Source organism: Henriciella mobilis, assembly GCF_003576315.1.
In the GTDB taxonomy this organism is placed as follows: Bacteria; Pseudomonadota; Alphaproteobacteria; order Caulobacterales; family Hyphomonadaceae; genus Henriciella; species Henriciella mobilis.
Genome location: NZ_QWFZ01000039.1, coordinates 189,360 through 209,564, shown reverse-complemented (window position 1 = coordinate 209,564; position 20,205 = coordinate 189,360). Strand labels below are relative to the sequence as shown.

Annotated in this window: 21 protein-coding genes; 16 read left to right on the top strand and 5 right to left on the bottom strand. The window is 58.2% G+C overall.

Going from position 1 to position 20,205, the window contains the following annotated elements; all coding sequences use genetic code 11:
- The first annotated feature begins 43 nt into the window (after positions 1–43).
- The 14 genes from tpiA (at position 44) to D1227_RS18145 (ending at position 13,360) form a co-directional block, all read left to right on the top strand.
- Complete coding sequence (tpiA, locus tag D1227_RS18210; protein WP_119405701.1) at positions 44–799, top strand: triose-phosphate isomerase; 756 nt, start codon at positions 44–46, stop codon at positions 797–799.
- A 67-nt stretch (positions 800–866) separates the two neighbouring features.
- Positions 867–1,343 carry a preprotein translocase subunit SecG gene (gene secG / locus D1227_RS18205; protein WP_119405700.1) on the top strand — a complete coding sequence of 159 codons (477 nt, stop codon included), beginning with the start codon at positions 867–869 and terminating at the stop codon, positions 1,341–1,343.
- Between the two features lie 61 nt (positions 1,344–1,404).
- Positions 1,405–3,039 carry a CTP synthase gene (locus D1227_RS18200; RefSeq protein ID WP_119405699.1) on the top strand — a complete coding sequence of 545 codons (1,635 nt, stop codon included), beginning with the start codon at positions 1,405–1,407 and terminating at the stop codon, positions 3,037–3,039.
- Between the two features lie 86 nt (positions 3,040–3,125).
- Entirely contained in the window at positions 3,126–3,311 is a 186-nt protein-coding gene (gene rpmF / locus D1227_RS18195; RefSeq protein ID WP_119376647.1) for a 50S ribosomal protein L32, read from the top strand.
- Between the two features lie 109 nt (positions 3,312–3,420).
- Positions 3,421–4,695: a phosphopyruvate hydratase gene (gene eno, locus D1227_RS18190; RefSeq protein ID WP_119405908.1), complete on the top strand. Its 1,275-nt coding sequence runs from the start codon at positions 3,421–3,423 to the stop codon at positions 4,693–4,695.
- 63 nt (positions 4,696–4,758) lie between these two features.
- On the top strand, positions 4,759–5,058 hold the full coding sequence (locus D1227_RS18185) for an FtsB family cell division protein (protein WP_119405698.1): 300 nt from the start codon (positions 4,759–4,761) through the stop codon (positions 5,056–5,058).
- A gap of 120 nt (positions 5,059–5,178) precedes the next feature.
- Positions 5,179–6,150, top strand: coding sequence for a pyruvate dehydrogenase (acetyl-transferring) E1 component subunit alpha (pdhA, locus tag D1227_RS18180; protein ID WP_233349892.1), 972 nt, complete (start codon positions 5,179–5,181; stop codon positions 6,148–6,150).
- Entirely contained in the window at positions 6,150–7,553 is a 1,404-nt protein-coding gene (locus D1227_RS18175; protein WP_119405696.1) for a pyruvate dehydrogenase complex E1 component subunit beta, read from the top strand. Before pdhA ends, D1227_RS18175 begins: the two co-directional genes overlap by 1 nt.
- Positions 7,553–8,923 (top strand): pyruvate dehydrogenase complex dihydrolipoamide acetyltransferase, encoded by a 1,371-nt coding sequence (locus tag D1227_RS18170; protein ID WP_119405695.1) that lies wholly within the window; start codon positions 7,553–7,555, stop codon positions 8,921–8,923. Before D1227_RS18175 ends, D1227_RS18170 begins: the two co-directional genes overlap by 1 nt.
- Before the next feature lie 15 nt (positions 8,924–8,938).
- Positions 8,939–10,348 (top strand): dihydrolipoyl dehydrogenase, encoded by a 1,410-nt coding sequence (gene lpdA / locus D1227_RS18165; protein WP_233349891.1) that lies wholly within the window; start codon positions 8,939–8,941, stop codon positions 10,346–10,348.
- A gap of 106 nt (positions 10,349–10,454) precedes the next feature.
- Positions 10,455–11,108, top strand: a complete 654-nt coding sequence (pdeM, locus tag D1227_RS18160) for a ligase-associated DNA damage response endonuclease PdeM (RefSeq protein WP_233349889.1) — start codon at positions 10,455–10,457, stop codon at positions 11,106–11,108.
- A 60-nt stretch (positions 11,109–11,168) separates the two neighbouring features.
- A complete protein-coding gene (locus D1227_RS18155) occupies positions 11,169–12,008 on the top strand; it encodes a mechanosensitive ion channel family protein (RefSeq protein WP_199288214.1) in 840 nt (279 codons plus the stop codon).
- Between the two features lie 30 nt (positions 12,009–12,038).
- Positions 12,039–12,407 carry a hypothetical protein gene (locus D1227_RS18150; RefSeq protein WP_119376655.1) on the top strand — a complete coding sequence of 123 codons (369 nt, stop codon included), beginning with the start codon at positions 12,039–12,041 and terminating at the stop codon, positions 12,405–12,407.
- 50 nt (positions 12,408–12,457) lie between these two features.
- On the top strand, positions 12,458–13,360 hold the full coding sequence (locus D1227_RS18145; protein WP_119405692.1) for an SDR family oxidoreductase: 903 nt from the start codon (positions 12,458–12,460) through the stop codon (positions 13,358–13,360).
- On the opposite strand, the gene D1227_RS18140 is transcribed toward D1227_RS18145, so the two are convergent.
- From D1227_RS18140 to D1227_RS18125, 4 genes are all read right to left on the bottom strand, one after another.
- Positions 13,361–14,344 carry an alpha-L-glutamate ligase-like protein gene (locus D1227_RS18140; RefSeq protein ID WP_119376657.1) on the bottom strand — a complete coding sequence of 328 codons (984 nt, stop codon included), beginning with the start codon at positions 14,342–14,344 and terminating at the stop codon, positions 13,361–13,363. It abuts the gene before it with no gap.
- On the bottom strand, positions 14,341–15,918 hold the full coding sequence (locus D1227_RS18135; protein ID WP_119376658.1) for a UUP1 family membrane protein: 1,578 nt from the start codon (positions 15,916–15,918) through the stop codon (positions 14,341–14,343). The genes D1227_RS18140 and D1227_RS18135 overlap by 4 nt, the downstream gene beginning before the upstream one ends.
- A gap of 44 nt (positions 15,919–15,962) precedes the next feature.
- A complete protein-coding gene (locus tag D1227_RS18130; protein ID WP_119405691.1) occupies positions 15,963–16,493 on the bottom strand; it encodes an ATP-dependent zinc protease family protein in 531 nt (176 codons plus the stop codon).
- A gap of 82 nt (positions 16,494–16,575) precedes the next feature.
- Positions 16,576–18,147, bottom strand: coding sequence for an AMP-binding protein (locus tag D1227_RS18125; RefSeq protein ID WP_119376660.1), 1,572 nt, complete (start codon positions 18,145–18,147; stop codon positions 16,576–16,578).
- A 149-nt stretch (positions 18,148–18,296) separates the two neighbouring features.
- Between D1227_RS18125 and lipA the strand changes: the two genes are divergently transcribed.
- Together lipA and D1227_RS18115 are read left to right on the top strand one after the other, a co-directional pair.
- Positions 18,297–19,244, top strand: a complete 948-nt coding sequence (gene lipA, locus D1227_RS18120; protein ID WP_119405690.1) for a lipoyl synthase — start codon at positions 18,297–18,299, stop codon at positions 19,242–19,244.
- On the top strand, positions 19,189–19,707 hold the full coding sequence (locus D1227_RS18115; protein ID WP_119405689.1) for a type II toxin-antitoxin system RatA family toxin: 519 nt from the start codon (positions 19,189–19,191) through the stop codon (positions 19,705–19,707). The genes lipA and D1227_RS18115 overlap by 56 nt, the downstream gene beginning before the upstream one ends.
- Here the strand turns inward: D1227_RS18115 and D1227_RS18110 are convergent.
- A complete protein-coding gene (locus tag D1227_RS18110) occupies positions 19,704–20,195 on the bottom strand; it encodes a CinA family protein (RefSeq protein ID WP_119405688.1) in 492 nt (163 codons plus the stop codon). The genes D1227_RS18115 and D1227_RS18110 overlap by 4 nt on opposite strands.
- Positions 20,196–20,205 lie beyond the last annotated feature (10 nt).

Genomic DNA, 20,205 nt, shown 5'->3' with positions numbered 1-20,205 from the left:
TGCTAGGCGAGCGCGCTTGGAGTTGCAAGATGGGGAACGCGGCATGATCAGGCCACTGATTGCGGGTAATTGGAAAATGAACGGCACTTCGGCGATGTTGCCGGTGGTGCAGGAGGTTGTCACCGGCTTGTCCGCAAGAGCGGATGGCGCCGACTGTCTGATCTGCCCGCCTGCGACCCTGCTTGAGCGCGCGGCCAAGGTCGCGCAAGCGTCAGCGCTGGCGATCGGGGCACAAGACTGTCACGCAAAAGAAGCCGGTGCTCATACAGGTGATTTGTCGGCTGAGATGATCGCAGATGCAGGAGGACGCTATGTGATTGTCGGTCACTCCGAGCGCCGCGCCGATCATTTCGAATCGAGCGAAATTGTCGCAAACAAGGCCGCGGCGGCCAAGCGAGCCGATATCACACCGATCATCTGCGTCGGCGAAACGCTTGAAGAGCGGGAAGCAGGCCGGACCCTCGAAATTATTTCGGACCAGCTTGCGGAATCGATTCCCGACGCTGTTTCTGACGGTTCATTCGTTGTTGCCTATGAGCCGGTCTGGGCAATTGGTACGGGCAAGGTCGCGACGACCGAGCAAGTCGATGAAGTTCATAATGCCATTCGTGACCAGCTGAACCAGCGCTTCGCCGACGCTGGCGCCAGCGTGCGCATCCTTTATGGAGGCTCAATGAAGCCCGACAATGCGGCCGGCCTCCTGTCACTTCAAAACGTCAATGGTGGTCTGATTGGAGGGGCTAGCTTGAAAGCAGCCGATTTCCTGGCCATCTACGACGCTGGTATCAGCAATTTGTGAGTAACGGGTCTTGGCGCAGCCGTCGTAACGTCCTATCCGGCGCGGTGCGGGCCATTAAGAGACTTCCATGACTGTCATTCTCGTCGTCCATATTCTTGTTAGCATCGTTCTTGTCGGTGTCGTCCTGTTGCAGCGTTCCGAAGGGGGCGCGCTTGGCGTTGGCGGCGGCGGAGGCGGCGGCGGAGGCTTGATGTCCGGACGCGGAGCTGCGGGTGCGCTGGTTCGCACGACAATTATCTTCGGCGGCATATTTTTCGTGACCAGCCTGGTGCTGACAACCATGTCCAGCCGCGAAGCGTCCGATGGACGCACGGCGATCGAGCGCGAGCTTGAAGGCGATACAGGCGGGGCTGCAGGCAATCCGCTGGACGTGCTGAACGATATCGATGCGCCGCTGCTGGCTGATGATCCTGCCGTCGGCGGAAACAGTGAGCCCGAAGCCGATTCCCAGCCCGAAACGGCGCCGGTAGGAGATCCTCTGGCAGCTGATATCGTGCCTGAGGGCCAGAACGACGAAGAAACTGTGGAAGATCCGCAGCCTTAAGCCAATTTCTCTGCGTTCCGGACTTGGGGCGTGGTCACAGAATCGGGCAAACTGATATCCCATGATCCGCTATATTTTCATTACGGGCGGCGTGGTTTCCTCGCTTGGCAAGGGCATAGCATCGGCGGCCATGGGCGCGCTGCTGCAGGCACGCGGTTACAAGGTTCGGCTGCGCAAGCTCGACCCTTATCTGAACGTCGATCCCGGTACGATGTCCCCGCGCCAGCACGGCGAGGTCTTCGTGACCGACGATGGCGCCGAGACCGACCTCGATCTAGGCCACTATGAACGCTTTACCGGCGTTTCGGCGCGCCAGTCCGACAACATCACGACCGGGCGGATCTATCAGTCCATCATTGAGAAAGAGCGGCGCGGCGACTTTCTGGGTGCGACGATCCAGGTCATTCCGCACGTCACCGATGCCATCAAGGAATTCATCCTCACCGACCCGGGGGAAGGCGTCGACTTCGTGTTGTGCGAAATCGGCGGCACTGTAGGCGACATAGAAGGGCTGCCATTCTTCGAGGCGATCCGCCAGCTAGGGCAGGAGCTCGGCCCGGAGCGCGCCTGTTTTATCCATCTGACCCTGTTGCCGTATATTCCGGCGGCAGGCGAAATGAAGACGAAGCCGACCCAGCACTCCGTGAAGGAGCTGCGTTCGATCGGCATTCAGCCGCAAATCCTGCTCTGTCGTTGCGACCGGCCGATTCCGGAGACCGAAAAGGGCAAGATAGCCAGTTTCTGTAATGTGCGTCCATCGAGCGTCATTGAGGCGCGTGACGTCGGTCATATCTATGACGTGCCGGCGGCTTACCATGCAGAAGGTCTCGATACTGAGGTTCTCTGGCACTTCCGATTGGACGATGCACCGAAGCCCGACCTCCGCCGCTGGAATGAAATCGCGCAGACGATTCACAATCCTGATGGCGAAGTGTGCATTGGGCTGGTGGGCAAGTACACAGACGTGCCGGATGCCTACAAATCCGTGTCAGAGGCGCTCGTGCATGGCGGGCTGGCTAACAAGGTGCGGGTGAAGGTCCGCATGATCGACTCCGAGCAGTTTGATGACGAGCATCACCCGCTGGATATCCTTGAGGGTGTGCACGGTGTTTTGTTGCCCGGCGGGTTTGGCGAACGTGGCGCTCACGGCAAGATGCGTGCGGCCCGATTCGCACGCGAACGTGGGATTCCGTGTTTTGGTATCTGCTATGGCATGCAGCTGTCGGTCGTCGAGGCTGCCCGTCACTTGGCCGGAATGAAAGGCGCGTCGACGACCGAGTTTGGCCCGACGGACGTGCCGGTGGTCGGCCTGATCGAGGAATGGACCAAGGGCAATCAGAAGATCACGCGCGACGAAAACACGGACAAGGGTGGTACCATGCGCCTTGGCGCATATCCGGCTATCCTGCGAAAAGGTAGCAAGGTTGCGGAGATTTATGGCTCGACCGAAATCTCCGAACGCCACCGCCACCGGTATGAGGTCAACCGCAACTACATCCAGCAGATTGAAGCAGCGGGCGTTGTCTTTTCCGGAATGTCTCCGGATGGGCTGCTTCCGGAAATCATCGAACTCAAGGATCACCCCTGGTTCATCGGTGTCCAGTTCCATCCTGAGCTGAAGTCACGGCCTTTCGAGCCGCACCCGCTCTTTGCGAGTTTCATAGAGGCCGCGAAAGTGCAGTCTCGCCTCGTCTGACGGGTTGCATTCGCGAAGACGCGCCAGTATACGCGCGGTTTGAATTCACGCGGGGCCTTCGCTCCGCCAGACACTGGAACACGACCATGGCAGTCCCGAAGCGAAAAACGACGCCGTCCAAGCGTGGCATGCGCCGCGCTCATGACAAGCTGAAAGGCAATACCTTCATCGAAGATTCCGAATCCGGTGAGCTTCGCCGTCCGCACCACATCGACCTGAAGACCGGTGTGTATCGCGGCCGCCAGATCCTGGAGCCGAAGGAAGACTTCTAAGGTCTGCGGGGCCTTGCGCCCGGCGACGATACAGATTAGCGACGTGGACGCCCTCGGAGACATCCCGGGGGCGTTCTCACATGAGCCGCCAGAAAAACAGGAATTCGTCATGAGCGAGATCGTCGATATTTACGCCCGCCAGATTCTCGACAGCCGGGGCAACCCCACTGTTGAGGTTGATGTCACGCTGGAAGATGGCGCGACGGGCCGGGCCGCCGTGCCTTCCGGCGCCTCAACCGGCGCTTACGAGGCTCACGAGCTTCGCGACGGCGATGATGCCTATGGCGGCAAAGGGGTCGCGAAGGCCGTCGACGCCGTGAATGGCGAGATCAATGACGAACTGGTCGGGATCGATGCAACCGAGCAGCGCCTGATCGATGGCCTGATGATCGAACTCGACGGAACCGACAACAAGAAGCGTCTTGGCGCCAACTCAATCCTTGGTGTCTCCATGGCCGTTGCGAAAGCCGCCGCCGAAAGCTGCGGGCTGCCGCTCTATCGGTATATCGGTGGCACCAATGCGCGCATTCTTCCGACGCCGATGATGAACATCATCAACGGCGGGGCTCATGCCGACAATCCGATCGACATCCAGGAATTCATGATCATGCCGGTCGCGGCGGACAGCATCGCGGAAGCCGTCCAGGTCGGCGCCGAAGTTTTCCATGCACTCAAGAAGTTGCTTCATGCCGAAGGACACAACACGGCGGTTGGCGATGAGGGCGGGTTCGCCCCGAACCTGTCTTCAACCGACGAAGCCATCGGCTACATCATGAAGGCCATCGAGAAAGCCGGTTATAAGCCGGAAGAGGAAGTTGTCCTCGCGCTTGATGCCGCCTCCACCGAATTCTTCAAGGACGGAAAGTATGTTCTCGCCGGCGAGAACAAGACGCTCGATGCTGATGGCATGGCAAAATATCTCGAAGACCTCGTCAATCGTTATCCAATCGTTTCGATTGAGGATGGCATGGCCGAAGACGACTGGGACGGCTGGAAAACGCTGACCGAGGCGATCGGCGACAAATGCCAGCTGGTTGGCGACGATCTCTTCGTGACCAATCCGGAGCGTCTGGCGCTCGGCCTTGAGCGCGGCGCGGCGAATTCGATCCTCGTCAAGGTCAATCAGATTGGCACGCTGTCTGAAACCCTCGACGCAGTAGAGCTGGCTCAGCGCCATGCCTATACAGCGGTGATGTCACACCGTTCGGGTGAAACCGAGGATTCTACGATCGCAGACCTCGCTGTTGCGGTGAACTGCGGGCAGATCAAGACCGGGTCGCTCTCCAGATCGGATCGTCTCGCCAAGTACAATCAGCTTATTCGTATCGAGGAAGAGCTGGGTGCTGCGGCGCTGTATGCCGGACGGGCCCTGATCAACGCCTAGGTGTTAAGGTCTTTTTAACCAAGTTGGATTCTCTTGCTGATTCGTTTCAGCAGGTGATCCGACATGGCCCCGAAATACGCCGCGGCAGCAATGTGCGCGCTGACAGCTTATTTTGCCTACCATGCCTTTGCGGGTGAGCAGGGGCTGGGCCATTGGAGCGACATGCAGTCGATGTTGTCCGACAAGCGCCAGGAACTTGCCGAGATTCAGGCCGCGAACGACCAGCTTCGCGGCGACATTGCAAGGCTCACACCAGGCACTGTCGATCCCGATCTCGTGGAAGAGCTGGCGCGCGACGACCTCGGCTATGTCTATCCCGACGAAATCGTCGTCATGACAGAGCCCTCGGGGACTGCATTTTGACATAGGTGCTAAAACTGGACGAACCCCCGGTCGAGGATACATAAGGGGAGCTTCAATCAGGGAGGCATCATGGCGAAAGCGCCCGCTAACAAGAGCAAAAGCTCCAAACCGAAGTTCAAAATGAAGCGCGACGAAGCGCTGAAGTTCTACCGGGACATGCTCCTCATACGACGTTTCGAGGAGCGTGCGGGTCAACTTTACGGCATGGGCAAGATTGCCGGCTTCTGTCACCTCTATATCGGTCAGGAGGCCGTGGTGACTGGTATGCAGGCTTGCCTCAAGGATGGCGACCAGATCATCACCGGTTATCGCGACCACGGTCACATGCTCGCTTGCGACATGGATCCAAAAGGTGTGATGGCGGAACTTACGGGGCGTGCCGATGGATATTCCAAAGGCAAGGGCGGTTCGATGCACATGTTCTCCCGCGAGAAGAACTTTTATGGCGGGCACGGAATTGTCGGCGCGCAAGTGCCGCTCGGTACGGGGCTGGCCTTCTCGAACAAGTATAAGGGGACAGACAATGTCTGCCTCACTTACTTCGGAGACGGTGCAGCCAACCAAGGGCAGGTTTACGAGAGCTTCAACATGGCGTCTCTCTGGGATCTGCCAGTCGTATACGTCATAGAAAACAATCAGTATGCGATGGGTACGAGCGTTGCGCGGGCATCCGCGGAGGTTGAGTTGTTCAAGCGCGGCATCTCCTTCGAGATCGAGGGTGAGGAAGTCGACGGCATGGATGTCTATGCCGTCAAGGAGGCAGGCGAGAAGGCTGTCAAATACGCGCGTTCCGGAAAGGGACCCTACATCCTCGAAATGAAGACCTATCGCTATCGCGGTCACTCCATGTCCGACCCAGCAAAGTACCGCAAGCGTGAAGAGGTCGACGACATACGCACGCACCATGATCCGATTGACGGCCTGAAGGAACGGATTCTCGAGGAAGAGTTTGCATCCGAGAATGAGCTCAAGGATCTCGACAAGGAGATCAAGGAGATCGTGAAGGAAGCGGCCGATTTCTCGCTCGACAGTCCTGAGCCAGATCCTGAAGAACTGTGGACCGACGTATTGCGAGAAGTGGAGTCTGCCTGATGTCTATTGATGTTTTGATGCCGGCTCTTTCTCCTACAATGGAAGAGGGAACCCTTTCGAAGTGGCTCAAGAAGGAGGGGGACAAGGTCTCTTCCGGTGACGTGATTGCGGAAATCGAGACCGACAAGGCGACGATGGAGGTGGAAGCCGTCGATGAGGGCACACTCGCAAAAATCATTGTCCCTGAAGGCACCGAAGGTGTGAAGGTCAATTCGGTGATCGCGCGCCTGGCCGAAGAGGGCGAGGACGCGTCCGACGTAGATGATGCACCGGATAAGGCATCCGACGCATCGGGAGTAGGCGAGCCTGGATCGGAAGAAAGTCAGGCCACGGAAGAAAAGGACGAGAGTGGGGCGGATGCGCCGCCAGCGCCATCAACCTCCACGCTGAAGGATCCTGAGGTGCCGGACGGTACGAGTTTTACCGACACCACGGTCCGCGATGCCTTGCGCGACGCGATGGCCGAGGAAATGCGCCGTGATGAAACGGTTTTCGTCATGGGTGAGGAGGTAGCCGAATATCAGGGTGCGTACAAAGTGACGCGGGAGCTCCTTCAGGAGTTTGGCGCCAAGCGCGTCGTTGATACGCCGATCACGGAGCATGGCTTTGCCGGTCTTGGTGTCGGCGCGGCTTTCGGTGGTCTGAAGCCGATTGTCGAATTCATGACATTCAATTTCGCAATGCAGGCGATCGATCAGATCATCAACTCTGCCGCCAAGACGCTTTACATGTCCGGTGGGCAGATGGGATGCTCGATTGTGTTTCGTGGCCCCAACGGTGCCGCCTCGCGGGTAGGCGCCCAGCACAGTCATGACTACTCGGCTTGGTATGCGAATGTGCCCGGCCTCAAGGTTGTCGCACCATATGATGCATCCGATGCCAAGGGTCTTCTGAAAGCCGCCATACGCGATCCCAACCCCGTCATCTTCCTTGAGCATGAGCTTCTGTACGGTGAAAGCTTCCCTGTCCCGGACCTGGAAGACTACACGCTTCCGATTGGAAAGGCGCGAGTGCGCCGGCCGGGTACGGACGTCACGCTAGTCGCGCATTCCCGAATGGTCGGCTTTGCGCTGCAGGCCGCCGAAAAGCTTGCTGAGGATGGCATCGACGCTGAAGTGATCGACCTGCGATCGCTACGTCCGCTTGACACAGACACAGTGATTGAAAGCGTCAAGAAGACCAATCGTATCGTGACGTGCGAAGAAGGTTGGCGGTTCATGGGTGTAGGGGCCGAGATCTGCGCGACAGTCGTCAATGAAGCGTTTGACTACCTCGACGCGCCGCCAACGCGAGTGCACCAGAAAGACGTCCCGCTTCCGTATGCGGCCAATCTTGAGGCGCTTAGCCTTCCGGGTACGGCTGATATCATCAAGGCCGCCAAGGCTGTCTGTGAGGGCATGTAATGGCTATCAACATCACTATGCCAGCCCTGTCCCCGACCATGGAAGAGGGTACGCTCGCCAAATGGCTCGTCAAACCGGGTGACACGATTTCATCCGGTGACGTCATTGCCGAGATTGAAACCGACAAGGCAACGATGGAAGTCGAGGCGGTCGACGAGGGGACGATTGCAAAGATCCTCGTTGATGCGGGCACTGAAGGTGTGAAGGTCAATTCAGTCATCGCGGTGCTTGCTGAGGAAGGTGAAGATCCGGACGAGGTTGAGGCTCCGAAGGATGCCGGAGGCAGCCTGAAAAAAGAAGAATCTTCCAAGAAGGAAGAGGCGGCCCAAACCAAAGCGCCTGAGCAGGAAGACAAGCCCGCCCCGAAATCCGAGAAGCCAGAATCGGATTCAGCGAAAAAGTCAGTGTCCAGCGAACTTGGTTCCACACCGATGAAGCTGGCCGATGTCGGCGATGGCGGCGACAGGATCAAGGCGAGCCCATTGGCGCGCCGTCTGGCCAAACTGCGCGGGATTGATCTTTCGAACCTCAAAGGGTCTGGGCCCAAAGGCCGCATCGTCAAGAAGGACGTCGAAAGTGCCAAGGCCGGGCAGGCCGCTGCGTCAACAGCTGCGGGTGCGCCGGCATCTCCAGACGGGCTCATCCTGCCGCAGGTTCTGGATGATCGCGTATACGCGCCGGACACGTACGAGCTGAAACCGCTGGACGGAATGCGCAAGACGGTCGCCAAGCGCCTCACGCAAAGCTTCATGCAGGTGCCGCACTTCCCGCTGAATGTCGACATCAAGCTCGACAAACTCCTGGCGGCGCGTGCTGGCATCAATGAGGCTGCACCGGAAGGCGTGAAGATTTCCGTCAACGACATGCTGATCAAGGCGTCGGCTCTGGCGTTGATTGCGGAGCCGGACTGCAATGCGAGCTTCACCGACAAGGGGATCGCCTACCACAAGTCGGCGCACATCTCCGTTGCGGTGGCCATCGACGGCGGTCTGATCACGCCGGTGATCTTCAATGCCGAAAAGAAAGGCCTCGCGACAATCGCGGCCGAGATGAAGGACCTTGCCAGCCGGGCCCGTGAGCGCAAGCTGAAGCCGCAGGAGTATTCAGGTGGTACGTTCTCGATCTCGAACCTTGGCATGTTTGGCATCAAGTCGTTCGGTTCGATCATCAATCAGCCAGAAGGCATCATCCTGTCGGTCGGGGCAGGGGAGAAGCGCCCGGTTGTGAACGAAAAGAACGAGATCGTCCCGGCAACAGTCATGACGGTGACGCTGTCATGCGACCACCGCGTCATTGGTGGCGCGGAAGGCGCACGCTGGCTGCAGGCCTTCAAGCGCTACGTCGAGAGCCCAGAAAGCATGCTGCTTTGATTTATGGAGGCCGAATTGGCTGATTTTGACCTGATCGTTATTGGCTCGGGACCGGGCGGCTATGTGGCAGCAATCCGTGCCACACAGCTCGGTATGAAAGTCGCTATCGTGGAGCGAGAAAGTCTCGGCGGCATTTGCCTCAACTGGGGCTGCATTCCGACCAAGGCACTGCTTCGATCCGCTGAAGTGTTGCATCTGGCCAAGAACGCCAAATCCTTTGGTCTGAAAATCGACAAGACAGATTTTGACCTTCAAGCGGTTGTGAAGCGGTCGCGCGATGTCGCCAAACAGCTTTCGGGCGGCGTCGGCCACCTGATGAAGAAGAACAAGATCGAAGTGATCATGGGTGAGGCGAGCCTGAAGAAGGGAAAGCCCGCCCCCGTCGTCACGGTGAAGGACAAGGACGGCAAGACTAAAGACTACCAGGCCAAGCATGTCATGCTGGCCACCGGTGCGCGTGCCCGCGCCATCCCGCAGGCCGGGCTAGAGCCGGATGGCAAGCTGATCTGGACCTATCGCGATGCGATGGTGCCCGAGACCCTGCCTAAAAAACTCCTCGTTATCGGCTCAGGCGCGATCGGGATCGAGTTTGCGAGCTTCTACAATGAGCTTGGCAGCGATGTGACCGTCGTCGAAGCCGTGGATCGCATCCTGCCGGTTGAGGACGAAGAAATCTCGGCTATGGCGCGCAAGCAGTTCGAAAAACAGGGCCTGAAGTTCATGACTGGCGCTCAGGTCAAATCCCTGAAGAAGAACAAGAACAGCGTCACGGCGGAAATCTCGGCCGGCGGCAAGTCGGAGACGATCGAGGCAGATCGGGTCATTCTGGCCATTGGTATTGTCGGCAATGTCGAGAATCTGGGCCTCGAAGAACTTGGCGCGAAAATCGAAAAGACCCACGTCGTCGTCGACGGTTTTGGACGGACGGGCGTGCAAGGGCTTTACGCTATCGGAGACCTGACCGGCCCTCCATGGCTTGCTCACAAGGCCTCCCATGAAGGCGTGATTTGCGTGGAAGGCATTGCAGGCGCCAATGATGCCCATCCGTTTGACGCATCCAACGTGCCTGGTTGTACCTATTCTCATCCTCAGATTGCCAGTGTCGGCCTGACTGAAGCGAAGGCCAAGGAAGCTGGGCACAAGGTCAAGGTCGGCAAGTTTCCTTTCATCGGCAATGGCAAGGCGATTGCGCTTGGGGCCTCGGAGGGGCTGGTGAAAACCGTCTTTGATGCGGAAACCGGCGAACTGCTTGGCGCCCACATGATCGGGGCGGAGGTCACCGAGCTGATCCAGGGCTATGTCATCGCGCGCGAAGGCGAACTGACCGAAGCCGAACTGATGGAGACGGTCTTCCCGCACCCGACCCTGTCGGAAATGATGCACGAGTCCGTCCTGTCCGCTTATGGACGTGTCCTGCACATCTGACACCCAGTGTCGCTTGACGCCGGAGACGGCGCCCAGCAAGTTTCATCCCATGTCTCTAAAGGCTCCGGCCCGATCATCCGATACGTTTCTGTGCGTCGCAGGGGAGATGTTCCTGCCCGTCGCTCAGGGAGCGCTCTGGTGGACCGGTCAGCGCATGCTTGTCGTGTCGGACTTGCATCTGGAAAAAGGATCCAATTTCGCGAGCCGCGGGCAGCTGCTGCCTCCCTATGATACGCAGGCGACACTGACTGCTGTTGAATCGCTCGTGGACGTTTTCAACCCCGAAACAGTAGTATCGTTAGGAGACAGCTTTCATGACCCGCAGGCAGAGTTCAGGCTGGGCGCTGAAGCCGTATCGCGAATTCGGCGGCTAACGTCGCGGGTGGAGTGGTTTTGGGTGGAGGGGAATCATGACCCCGAACCACCAGCGCACCTGGGTGGCATCGGCGCGAACAAGCTGGAGCGCGGAAATATCGTATTCCGCCATGAGCCGACAGGGGCACCTGGAGAAATTGCCGGGCACTTGCACCCCGTTGCCAGAATAGGCGGGCGGGGGCGCGCTTTGAGGCGCAAGTGCTTCGTAACCGATGGTGCTTCGCTGGTGCTTCCGTCGCTGGGTGCGTTCACAGGCGGCCTCAACGTGCTCGATGCAGCGATTGCGACGCTGTTTCGAGACGGCGCCATGGTCTTCGCGACCAATGGCACTAGAGTTCATCACATTGAACGCAAGCGGCTGCGTCCGGACAGGTTCGGCCTTTAAGGCTCAGAACCGCTTCGGGACAAGAAGCCGTTTGCCGACGCAAGAAGGAGTTGGACGACCATGGAAAGCCTGCAGAATATCGACCTGAACCAGATCTGGGCGGAATACTGGCCCATAATAATGTCGGGCGCGATGAAAGTGCTTGGCGCCATCCTCGTGCTTGTTATCGGTTTGCGGATCGCCGGCTGGCTGGCAAACCTTGTTCGCAAACGCACCATGGACCGGCCGGGAGTTGACCAGACACTCGCAGGCTTCTTTGCGTCGCTCGTGCGGTGGTTCGTCACCGCTGCGGTCATCATCGCCACCCTTCAGGTGTTCGGTGTCCAGGCAACGAGTTTTGTCGCTGTTCTCGGTGCGCTGACGCTGGCAATCGGCCTGTCGCTTCAAGGGGCTCTCGGGAACATTGCATCGGGCGTCATGATCATGCTGTTCCGTCCCTATAAAATCGGCGATTTCGTTGAAATCGATGGTGCGACGGGCACTGTGAAAGACATCAACCTGTTCCAGACCAATCTCGCGACGATTGACAATGTCAAAGTCATAATTCCCAACACTCAGGCAATCGACGGGGCGATCAAGAACTACTCCGGCTTCGCAACACGGCGCTGCGATATCACATTCGGCATCGACTATGACGACGACATGGACAAGGCGATCGCCATCATTCGATCGCTTGCCGAAGCGGATGAGCGTGTGCTGAGCGATCCGGAGCCGTTCGTGAAGGTCGTGAATCTCGGTGACAGTTCGGTCGATATCCAGGCCCGGCTCTGGTGCAAGGCCTCCGATCTCTGGGACCTCAAGTTCTTCCTGACCAAGGCCGTCAAGGAGGAGTTCGACAAGCAGGGTATTTCCATTCCGTTTCCGCATCGTACTCTGGTGCAGAAAGCGGCAAACGAATAGCCGCTGGAACCCGGACGGAAAGGTTAGGACATGTCAGGAGCAGCGGCGCCGGAAGAGCCTGTCGTCACGACGGTCGATAGAGGCGCGGCTGCATCCTCCAGACCTGGTAAGCCGCCCAAGCGACCCGTACTGCAGCGCCTTTTCGGGATCAGCTTGTGGGGTGCCTTCAAGCTCGTCGTCACGTGCGTTCTGGTCGGGTTTTTCCTGCTTGCGCTGGAATTCGACCCTGTCGCGGATGATGTAAATGTCGTCGGTGCCCTGGGCGAGCTGCTGCGAAACCTTTTTGGGGCAGCGGTCTGGGCTGCCAAGAATTTCTGGAAGCCGCTTCTGGCGGGGGCAAGTATCGTGCTGCCGCTTTGGGTTTTGTGGCGGCTTGTCAGTCTGCCGTTCCGGAAATAGGCGACAGCCGTTCTCAAGAAGTAATCAAAAAAAAGCAGGAGGAAAGCGTCATGGATACCAGCAAGTTGATGTTTCGGGCTGGCCTTATGGATGGCCAGAGAATTCTCGTTACGGGCGGCGGAACCGGGCTTGGCAAGGAGATGGCAGAGGGGTTTCTGAAACTGGGTGCGGAAGTCCATATTTGCGGTCGGCGCGGCGGCGTCTGCGAAGAGACTGCCGGTGAACTCATGGAGCGCCATGGCGGCAAGGTCGTGCCTCATGCCTGCGATATCCGCGTGGCTGAAGCAATATCAGACATGAATGACAGGATCTGGTCGTCCCACGGCCCGCTCACCGGGCTGGTGAACAATGCCGCCGGCAACTTCATTTCGAGGACAGAGGATCTGTCAATCAGGGGCTTCGATGCCATTTCCAACATCGTCTTTCGCGGATCTTTCTATATGACCCATGATATCGGCAAGCGCTGGATCGCGAAGGGTGACAAGGGGTCTGTCTGCTCCATCCTGACAACATGGGTCTGGAATGGCGGGCCCTTCGTCGTCCCGTCTGCCATGTCGAAAGCAGCCGTAAATACGATGACGCAATCACTCGCCGTTGAATGGGGGCGCTATGGTCTGCGCTTCAATGCCATTGCACCGGGACCGTTTCCGACAGAAGGGATGTCGAAACGCCTCGCGCCAGACGCAGAAGGGGCCAATCGTATGGATTCCGGCGCCGCGAACCCGATGGGCCGCGTGGGCGAGATGCATGAGCTTGTCAATCTTGCCGTTTTCCTGATGGCGCCGGGTGCGGAGTATGTGAATGGCCAGACCATCGCGATCGATGGAGCCATGTATAATGCGTCAGGTGGCAATTTCGCCGCGCTCACCGCCTGGGGGGATGCGGAATGGCAAGCGGCCAGAGAAGCGATTGAAGCCACCAATGCGCAGGACAAGTCCAAGCGGACCGTCTAATCAGACGGTTTCGCCAGGCGCGAAGAAGCGGTCGAGCGGTTCGCCTTTCCAGTTCGCCTTGGCGATTTCGATCCTCGTCTCGACGTCGTCAGGAATGTCCTTCAGTGCGTGAATCGGTAGAAGCAAGGGGCGCAGGCCGCGAAGGTTGGCGGTCTGGATCGCAATACCCGGACGGGCATTCAGCTCGAGCAAAGTCGGCCCCTTGTTTTCGCAGATTACGATGTCGACACCGACATAACCCAATCCGACATGGTGGCCGAGGCGCGACGCAAGCTCCATGATTTCGGGCCAGGCGGGTACCTGGAAGTCCCGGACAGGTGTCTCGAAATCCGGGTGCATGTCGATAGCATCGTTGTGCTGAACCCCGCGCGTCGTTACGCCCGTAATAAGGTCGATCCCGGCGCCGACACCACCCTGGTGGAGGTTCGCCTTGCCATCGGATTCAGCGGTTGGAAGACGCAGCATGGCCATTACGGGGATGCCGCGGAAGACGATTACCCGAACGTCCGGGACACCGCCGAAAGCCAGCTTGGAGAACGCTGAATGCGGCACCAGCCGCTCTTCAATCATGACCCGGTCCGAGCCGTCGCCCATTGAAAACATGCCTGACAGCATGTTGTTCAGGTGATACTTGATATCGGGCCATGGCGTGATCTGGCCATTCATCCGGCGAAGCCCAGTCTTTGCGACACCGTTAAATACCATGATGCCGCCACCGCCCGAGCCTCTGGAAGGTTTCACAACAAAGGACTTGTGAACCTTTGCGATCTCCTCGATCAGATGAACCTCGCCGCCATAGCGGATCACACCGTAAAGTTCGGGAACTGTGACGCCTGCTTCTATGGCGAGCTGCTTGGTAATGATCTTGTCATCGACGAGAGGATAAAGACGCCGCGGATTATAGGCAGCAATAAAGTCGAGGTTCCGGCTGTTCATGCCGAGGACGCCCGCCTTGGCGAGCTTGGTGAATGGTCCGAACTTCATCCGCCTGACGCCTTGCCTTCATTGGCGAGCACCTTGAAGCGGACAAACTCTGTGAGCTTGTAGCCAGTGTAGCGGCCGAGCAGCAGCACAATGGCCAGTACGATCAGCAGCAATTCGGGGAATACGATTGCCACGTGCTCGATGTATTCATTGGTCAGGATCCAGTATCCGGGCACCGCGCCAGCAAGTGAGCCGGCTGCCTTTTTGAGCGCTTCGGCCGGTCCATCCTCCTCCCAGGTCAGAGACATTCGCTCAATCGTCATTGTGATGATGACCAGTGGGAATAGGGAAATCGATAGACCGGTCTGGATGCCAGTGGCTTCGCCGGCGAGCGCGATGAACATCATGAGGAATGTCACGATAATCAGGACTGCCGCCAGCCGAGGAACGAGCAGCAGCTGAAGCTGATTGAAGTAGGCCCGCAAGAGCAGTCCGACGGACACGATGCCCACAAACAGGATCATGCCCGTGAAGAGCGATGTCTCACGAAAGGCGAGGGCGATTAGCACCGGCATGAATGTGCCGAAGGCCGGCATGCCGATGATCTGCTTCAGGAGGACAATGATCAGCGCGCCAAGAGGGATCAGTAGTAGCACCCGGAAGACCAGCTGTAGATCGATAGGAAGGCTCAGCAGGGAGGTCGCATTGACCCAGGGCGCGTACTCCTCGCCCCGTTCCATGGCCCTCAGCAGCTGGCTCTCGAAGTTTCGTGCGACCGACCATGAAACGCCAAGCCTGCGGAATCCGTCCCCATCGACGATGGGGGCGCCGTCATAGACAATCGGCAGAGCGCGGCCAGGATCCAGACGAGCGGCTGTCTGCGCGTCTGCACTGACCCACTCGCCGCCGATCCAGAATTCGACCCAACTTTCCAAGGGCGCTTGACGGGTATCGGTATCGAGGATCACGCCCTGTACCAGTCGCGCCGGCGTGCCTGCTGCGTTAAGCAAGAAAACCAGCCGGTCGGCTGAATTACTGATTCCAGGCGGCCCGCCTTCGATAATCGTTGTAATCCGGTCATCACTGCGATCGGCACTCAAACGCGCCAGTTGAGAGATGAAGCTCCGTTCACCGGCGGATTTCTCAAGCGCTTCGGAAAGCACCGAGTCCATGGCGACGAGGAGTGGCGTGGCATTTTCCTGGATGGCGCGGCGCCGTTCGGAGCGCCGGTAGTCGGAAATGGCCTCGGGTTCCGGGCCGGCATCGGACTGACCCATGCGTCTGTCGATGGCGATCAGTTTGGCCCGGTAGAAGATGACAGCGCTGCCATCTTGAGCTCGCCGTTCGAAAACTGCGCGCCGGCCGGATTCATCGGTGACCGTCTCGATCCCGAAACCGGAGGCGATGAAGGATTCATCAACGACCGAAAACTGACCATTTGATTCCGGTAGGGCGAGACGCAGGGTGACCGGATCTCCATTTCCGCGAAACGAGACTTTCGATTCGATCGTCCAGGTGTCCGAATCAAGGTCGGGAACGACCGGGAATCCAAGTTGCGTCACCTTGTAGAAAAAGACTCCGAGCGCGGAGGCGATCAGGACGCAAACGATAATAAGCAACTGCGTGCGTTTCACTGCGCGTCTCCGCTAACCCGCCCGAACCCAAATGCGCGTGGCAATCACTCGTTGCACCGCGCCTTTTTCGTATAGATGTCGCTGGAGTCCACTATAATGCCTGCACTTTTCAACATATTTCTGCCTATGAGGGTTTCATAGTTGAAGTGTGCGCGGTCTGCGAGAGTAACCTCGTCCTTGATGATCCGGCCGCCGAGACAAAATTCAAGCTCTACGACCGGGCGGTGAACAAGACCGCCCTTCTTTGTCTTGATCGAGGCCCAGCGGACGATCTTGGTGTCGATCGTGCGCTCATCGCCATCTTCGTTGATGACCTTGAAAATGATGTCCCGGCCGTTTCCTTCATCATCAAATTCGTCGCGCTTGGGTTTCTCGAGGATGACGGCGTGGATCGAAGACGTGGTCGCACCCGTGTCGAGTTTCGCGTCCAGCTCTATATCCAGTCCAACAATGCGGACATGCTCGAGCCATCCAAGAGTGAAGCGTTCCTTTTCCGCGGTTTTAGCGGAATCGCCGAAAGCCGGTGATGCCATGAGAATGGCAGCGGATGCGCCGGCAACCAGTTTGTTTAGCATTGGCAGAATCCTTTGAGTCCTTGCTAGCGCGGCCCTTCAATACCCGAATTGTGATCAAGCGATGGCAGTCACTGAAAAGAGCTTACGCCTCGGCCAGATCCTGGACCAGCTTGTTCACCGCGCCATAGTCGATCTTGCCAGTCCCGAGGACAGGTATTTCTTCTACGTGAAAGACTTTTCTAGGCACGGAAAGTTCCGAAACGCCGTGAGATTGTGACCATGCAATGATCGCACTTCTGTCAGCAGTATTGGCAGTTGTGAGCAGGATGATCTGTTCGCCCTTGCGCGGATCGGGGATGGCCGCGGCGGCATGCATATCGTCAGGCCAGATGGCGCTCGCGCAGTTTTCCACAACGGCTAGCGAGACCATTTCACCGCCAATCTTTGCAAAGCGTTTCACGCGGCCACGAATCCAGATGCAGCCATCTTCATCGATGGCAACGATATCGCCGGTATCATGCCATCCGTTTTCCGTCGGCTCGAGGATGCCCGGATTGTCTGGTCGCATATAGCCAAGCATTACGTTTGGCCCCCGAATTCGAAGGCGGCCGCCTTCTTCAATGCCTTCGACTGGTATGAGTTCGCACTCCATGCCTGCCATGAGGGTTCCCACTGTGCCTGGCTTGTTCATTCGAGGGCTGTTTGCAGCCACGACCGGGGAGGCTTCGGTGGCGCCGTAACCTTCGAGGATTTCGATATCGAACTTCCGGCGGACCAGCTGGCGGGTTTCGTCGCGCACCCGCTCGGCGCCGCACACGGCCAGCCGCACGCTGTCCATGTCGCCTTCGCTGCCTGCGCGGGCGTACTGGGAGATGAAGGTATCAGTTGCAAGCAGGATCGTTGCACCCGTGCTGCGGATGCGTTTTGCGATTTCCCTTGGCTGAAGCGGGGTCGGGTGGAAGATTGCCTTAACGCCGGCAATGATTGGCAAAAGCGCACCAACCGTCAGGCCGAAGCAGTGGAAGGTCGGCAACGGATTGAAAACCGAATCCACTTTGGGATCCAGGCCGATATGAGCCCGGACCTGCTCGACATTAGCCATGATGTTTTCATGACTGAGGACGACACCCTTGGGTTCGCCTTCGGTTCCCGACGTGAATAGAAACACGCCGGTTTTTCGGTAGTCAGCGCGCGCGTGGAACAGGCTGGGAAAGACTGGGCCAAGCGCCCCTGCAATCTTGTCGCCGAGCTTGAGTCCCTCGCGGACGTCTTCGAGGTAGATAATGTCTGCGACACTTTCGAGCGATTCAACGAGCGGCTCGAGGCTGCCCAGTTCGACAAAGCGATGGGCAGTCAGCACTTTTGACACCTGTGCCGCCTTCATGGCCGATTTGAGGTTTGCGGCACCGGCGGTGAAATTCAGCATGGCCGGAACGCGGCCAGCGGCCAAAACGCTCAGAAAAGCGATCACAGCGCCTGCGCCGGTCGGCAGCATGATTCCGATCGACTCGCCCTTGCGGGTTCGCTTCTTGATCGCGCTGCCGAGAGCGAAAGCCGCCCGGACAATTTCGTTGTAGCTGAGCTCACGTTCGTCACCATCGACGATCGCAATCTTCGAACCGCCGAACTCCCGGCGTGCCCGCAGAACGGCCGAAAAGATGTCGATTCGCGTTCTCTTGGGCTGGTACGGTATTGGCGGAGGTACTGAGGACATTGGGCTTTTCGTTTTTTTCTGTTGCCGATCACGTCTGATGCAACTTGTCACAGTCTGTGAACATTTCAAATAATCTGTCACATTCTACGAATTGCAGCCATGACGAGATGAGCCTTGCGGCGAGGACCGCATACGTACATTTATAGGCCATGGTTACGATCATAGATGGCAAACCGAAATACAGGCATCCGGAGAAGCGCAACCGGCCTGATACGCCCGTTCTGCGCAAGCCCGACTGGATCCGGGTCAAAGCCCCCACCAGCCGGGGCTTCGCTGAGACGCAGGAAATCGTGAACTCAAAAGGGCTGGTCACGGTATGCCAGGAGGCGGGCTGCCCGAATATCGGCGAGTGCTGGACCAAGAAACACGCGACGATGATGATCCTTGGTGAGGTCTGCACGCGAGCCTGCTCGTTCTGCAACGTGTCCACCGGCAAGCCGTCTCCCGTTGATCCAAGTGAGCCCGAAAGGGTCGCTGAAGCGGTTCGAGAAATGGGGCTGGAGCATGTTGTTATCACCTCGGTCGATCGAGACGACCTAGAGGATGGCGGCGCGATGCATTTCGTCTCCGTTATCGAGGAAATCCGCAAGGCCTCGCCCGGGACCACAATCGAAATTCTGACACCGGATTTCCTGCGCAAGGATGGTTGGGGAAACCGCGTGATCGACGCGCGTCCAGACGTGTTCAACCACAACCTCGAGACGGTTCCACGTCTTTATCTCTCGATCCGCCCGGGCGCGCGCTACTATCATTCCATTCGCCTGCTCGAGCGGGTGAAGCTGCGCGATCCCAATCAGTTCACGAAATCCGGCCTGATGGTCGGTCTTGGTGAGACGAAGGAAGAAGTAATGCAGGTGATGGATGACATGCGCTCTGCCGGCATCGATTTCCTCACAATCGGACAGTACCTCCAGCCAACCCGCAAGCATGCGGCTGTGGAGCGGTTTGTGCATCCGGAAGAGTTCGCGGCCTACGAGGAAATTGCTCGCTCGAAAGGCTTTCTGATGGTGTCAGCATCGCCGCTCACGCGGTCGAGCTATCATGCTGGCGAGGACTTCCAGAAACTGCGAGCCGCACGACTGGCGGCCAACGGCTAGCGATTTGCCCAAACTTTCCAAACAGGTCCGAATTCCGCACAGGGTGGATGACGTCTTTGAGCTTGTCTCGGACATTTCCCGATATCCTGAATTCATCAAGTGGATTCGGTCCATGAAAGTGACCGAGAAGCCGGCTGTCGGTGTCATTAGACGTTTCCGGGGCGAAGCCGATGTCGGCTTCAAGGGATTCTCGGAAGTGTTTTCCACTGATGTCGAAGCCAATCCAGACACTCGAACGATCAATGTTGAACTGGTCCACGGACCGTTTCGTCGCCTCAAGAACCGTTGGAAGCTGGAAGAGGTTTCCGGCGCAGGTACGCGGATTGAGTTCTTTATCGACTACGAATTTCGCAATCCAGTCCTTGCCCTGCTAGCGAGGGCGAACACTGACCTGGCTGTGAACCGCATCATGAAGGCGTTCCAGGATGAAGCCGACAGGCGCTACGGCACGTCCCTCGATTAAGGTATTTGCTCGCGGATCATGATGAGCGCGGTTTCGAGGCTGGCCATTCGGACCTCGTGCCGGCCGATATCACCAAAGTAGCACGCTTCGTGAAGCACTGCCTTGTTCTCGCGGGCGCAAGCGATGTGAACCGTGCCGACGGGTTTCATTGGTGTGCCGCCGCCCGGGCCTGCGATCCCGGTGATCGCGACAGCGAGGTTGGCACGGCTGGCCTCCAGGGCGCCCTCGGCCATGAGGCGGGCGACAACCTCAGACACCGCGCCATGGTCAGCAATCAGGTCACCGGCAATGCCGAGGACCTCTTCCTTGGCGCGATTGGAGTACGTCACGAACCCTCGCTCGAATACGTCTGACGATCCGCTGAATTCGGTGAACAGACCCGCGAGCAGCCCACCCGTGCAGGATTCGGCGGCGGCGATCTTGACGCGGCGTTCGCGTGCTTCGTCGATCGTTAGAAGACACAGATTGCGTAGCTTTTCCGGAAACATCTTGTTGCCC

Bases quoted from the DNA above. Each gene is read 5' to 3' on its own strand.
- D1227_RS18185 (WP_119405698.1), top strand. From the start codon at position 4,759: ATGGCCCCGAAATACGCCGCGGCAGCAATGTGCGCGCTGACAGCTTAT.
- D1227_RS18155 (WP_199288214.1), top strand. From the start codon at position 11,169: ATGGAAAGCCTGCAGAATATCGACCTGAACCAGATCTGGGCGGAATAC.
- eno (WP_119405908.1), top strand. From the start codon at position 3,421: ATGAGCGAGATCGTCGATATTTACGCCCGCCAGATTCTCGACAGCCGG.
- D1227_RS18200 (WP_119405699.1), top strand. From the start codon at position 1,405: ATGATCCGCTATATTTTCATTACGGGCGGCGTGGTTTCCTCGCTTGGC.
- D1227_RS18110 (WP_119405688.1), bottom strand. From the start codon at position 20,195: ATGTTTCCGGAAAAGCTACGCAATCTGTGTCTTCTAACGATCGACGAA.
- rpmF (WP_119376647.1), top strand. From the start codon at position 3,126: ATGGCAGTCCCGAAGCGAAAAACGACGCCGTCCAAGCGTGGCATGCGC.
- D1227_RS18125 (WP_119376660.1), bottom strand. From the start codon at position 18,147: ATGTCCTCAGTACCTCCGCCAATACCGTACCAGCCCAAGAGAACGCGA.
- D1227_RS18140 (WP_119376657.1), bottom strand. From the start codon at position 14,344: ATGAAGTTCGGACCATTCACCAAGCTCGCCAAGGCGGGCGTCCTCGGC.
- secG (WP_119405700.1), top strand. From the start codon at position 867: ATGACTGTCATTCTCGTCGTCCATATTCTTGTTAGCATCGTTCTTGTC.
- D1227_RS18130 (WP_119405691.1), bottom strand. From the start codon at position 16,493: ATGCTAAACAAACTGGTTGCCGGCGCATCCGCTGCCATTCTCATGGCA.
- D1227_RS18150 (WP_119376655.1), top strand. From the start codon at position 12,039: ATGTCAGGAGCAGCGGCGCCGGAAGAGCCTGTCGTCACGACGGTCGAT.
- D1227_RS18115 (WP_119405689.1), top strand. From the start codon at position 19,189: ATGCTGGCGAGGACTTCCAGAAACTGCGAGCCGCACGACTGGCGGCCA.
- tpiA (WP_119405701.1), top strand. From the start codon at position 44: ATGATCAGGCCACTGATTGCGGGTAATTGGAAAATGAACGGCACTTCG.
- D1227_RS18175 (WP_119405696.1), top strand. From the start codon at position 6,150: ATGTCTATTGATGTTTTGATGCCGGCTCTTTCTCCTACAATGGAAGAG.
- D1227_RS18145 (WP_119405692.1), top strand. From the start codon at position 12,458: ATGGATACCAGCAAGTTGATGTTTCGGGCTGGCCTTATGGATGGCCAG.
- pdeM (WP_233349889.1), top strand. From the start codon at position 10,455: ATGTTCCTGCCCGTCGCTCAGGGAGCGCTCTGGTGGACCGGTCAGCGC.
- pdhA (WP_233349892.1), top strand. From the start codon at position 5,179: ATGAAGCGCGACGAAGCGCTGAAGTTCTACCGGGACATGCTCCTCATA.
- D1227_RS18170 (WP_119405695.1), top strand. From the start codon at position 7,553: ATGGCTATCAACATCACTATGCCAGCCCTGTCCCCGACCATGGAAGAG.
- lipA (WP_119405690.1), top strand. From the start codon at position 18,297: ATGGTTACGATCATAGATGGCAAACCGAAATACAGGCATCCGGAGAAG.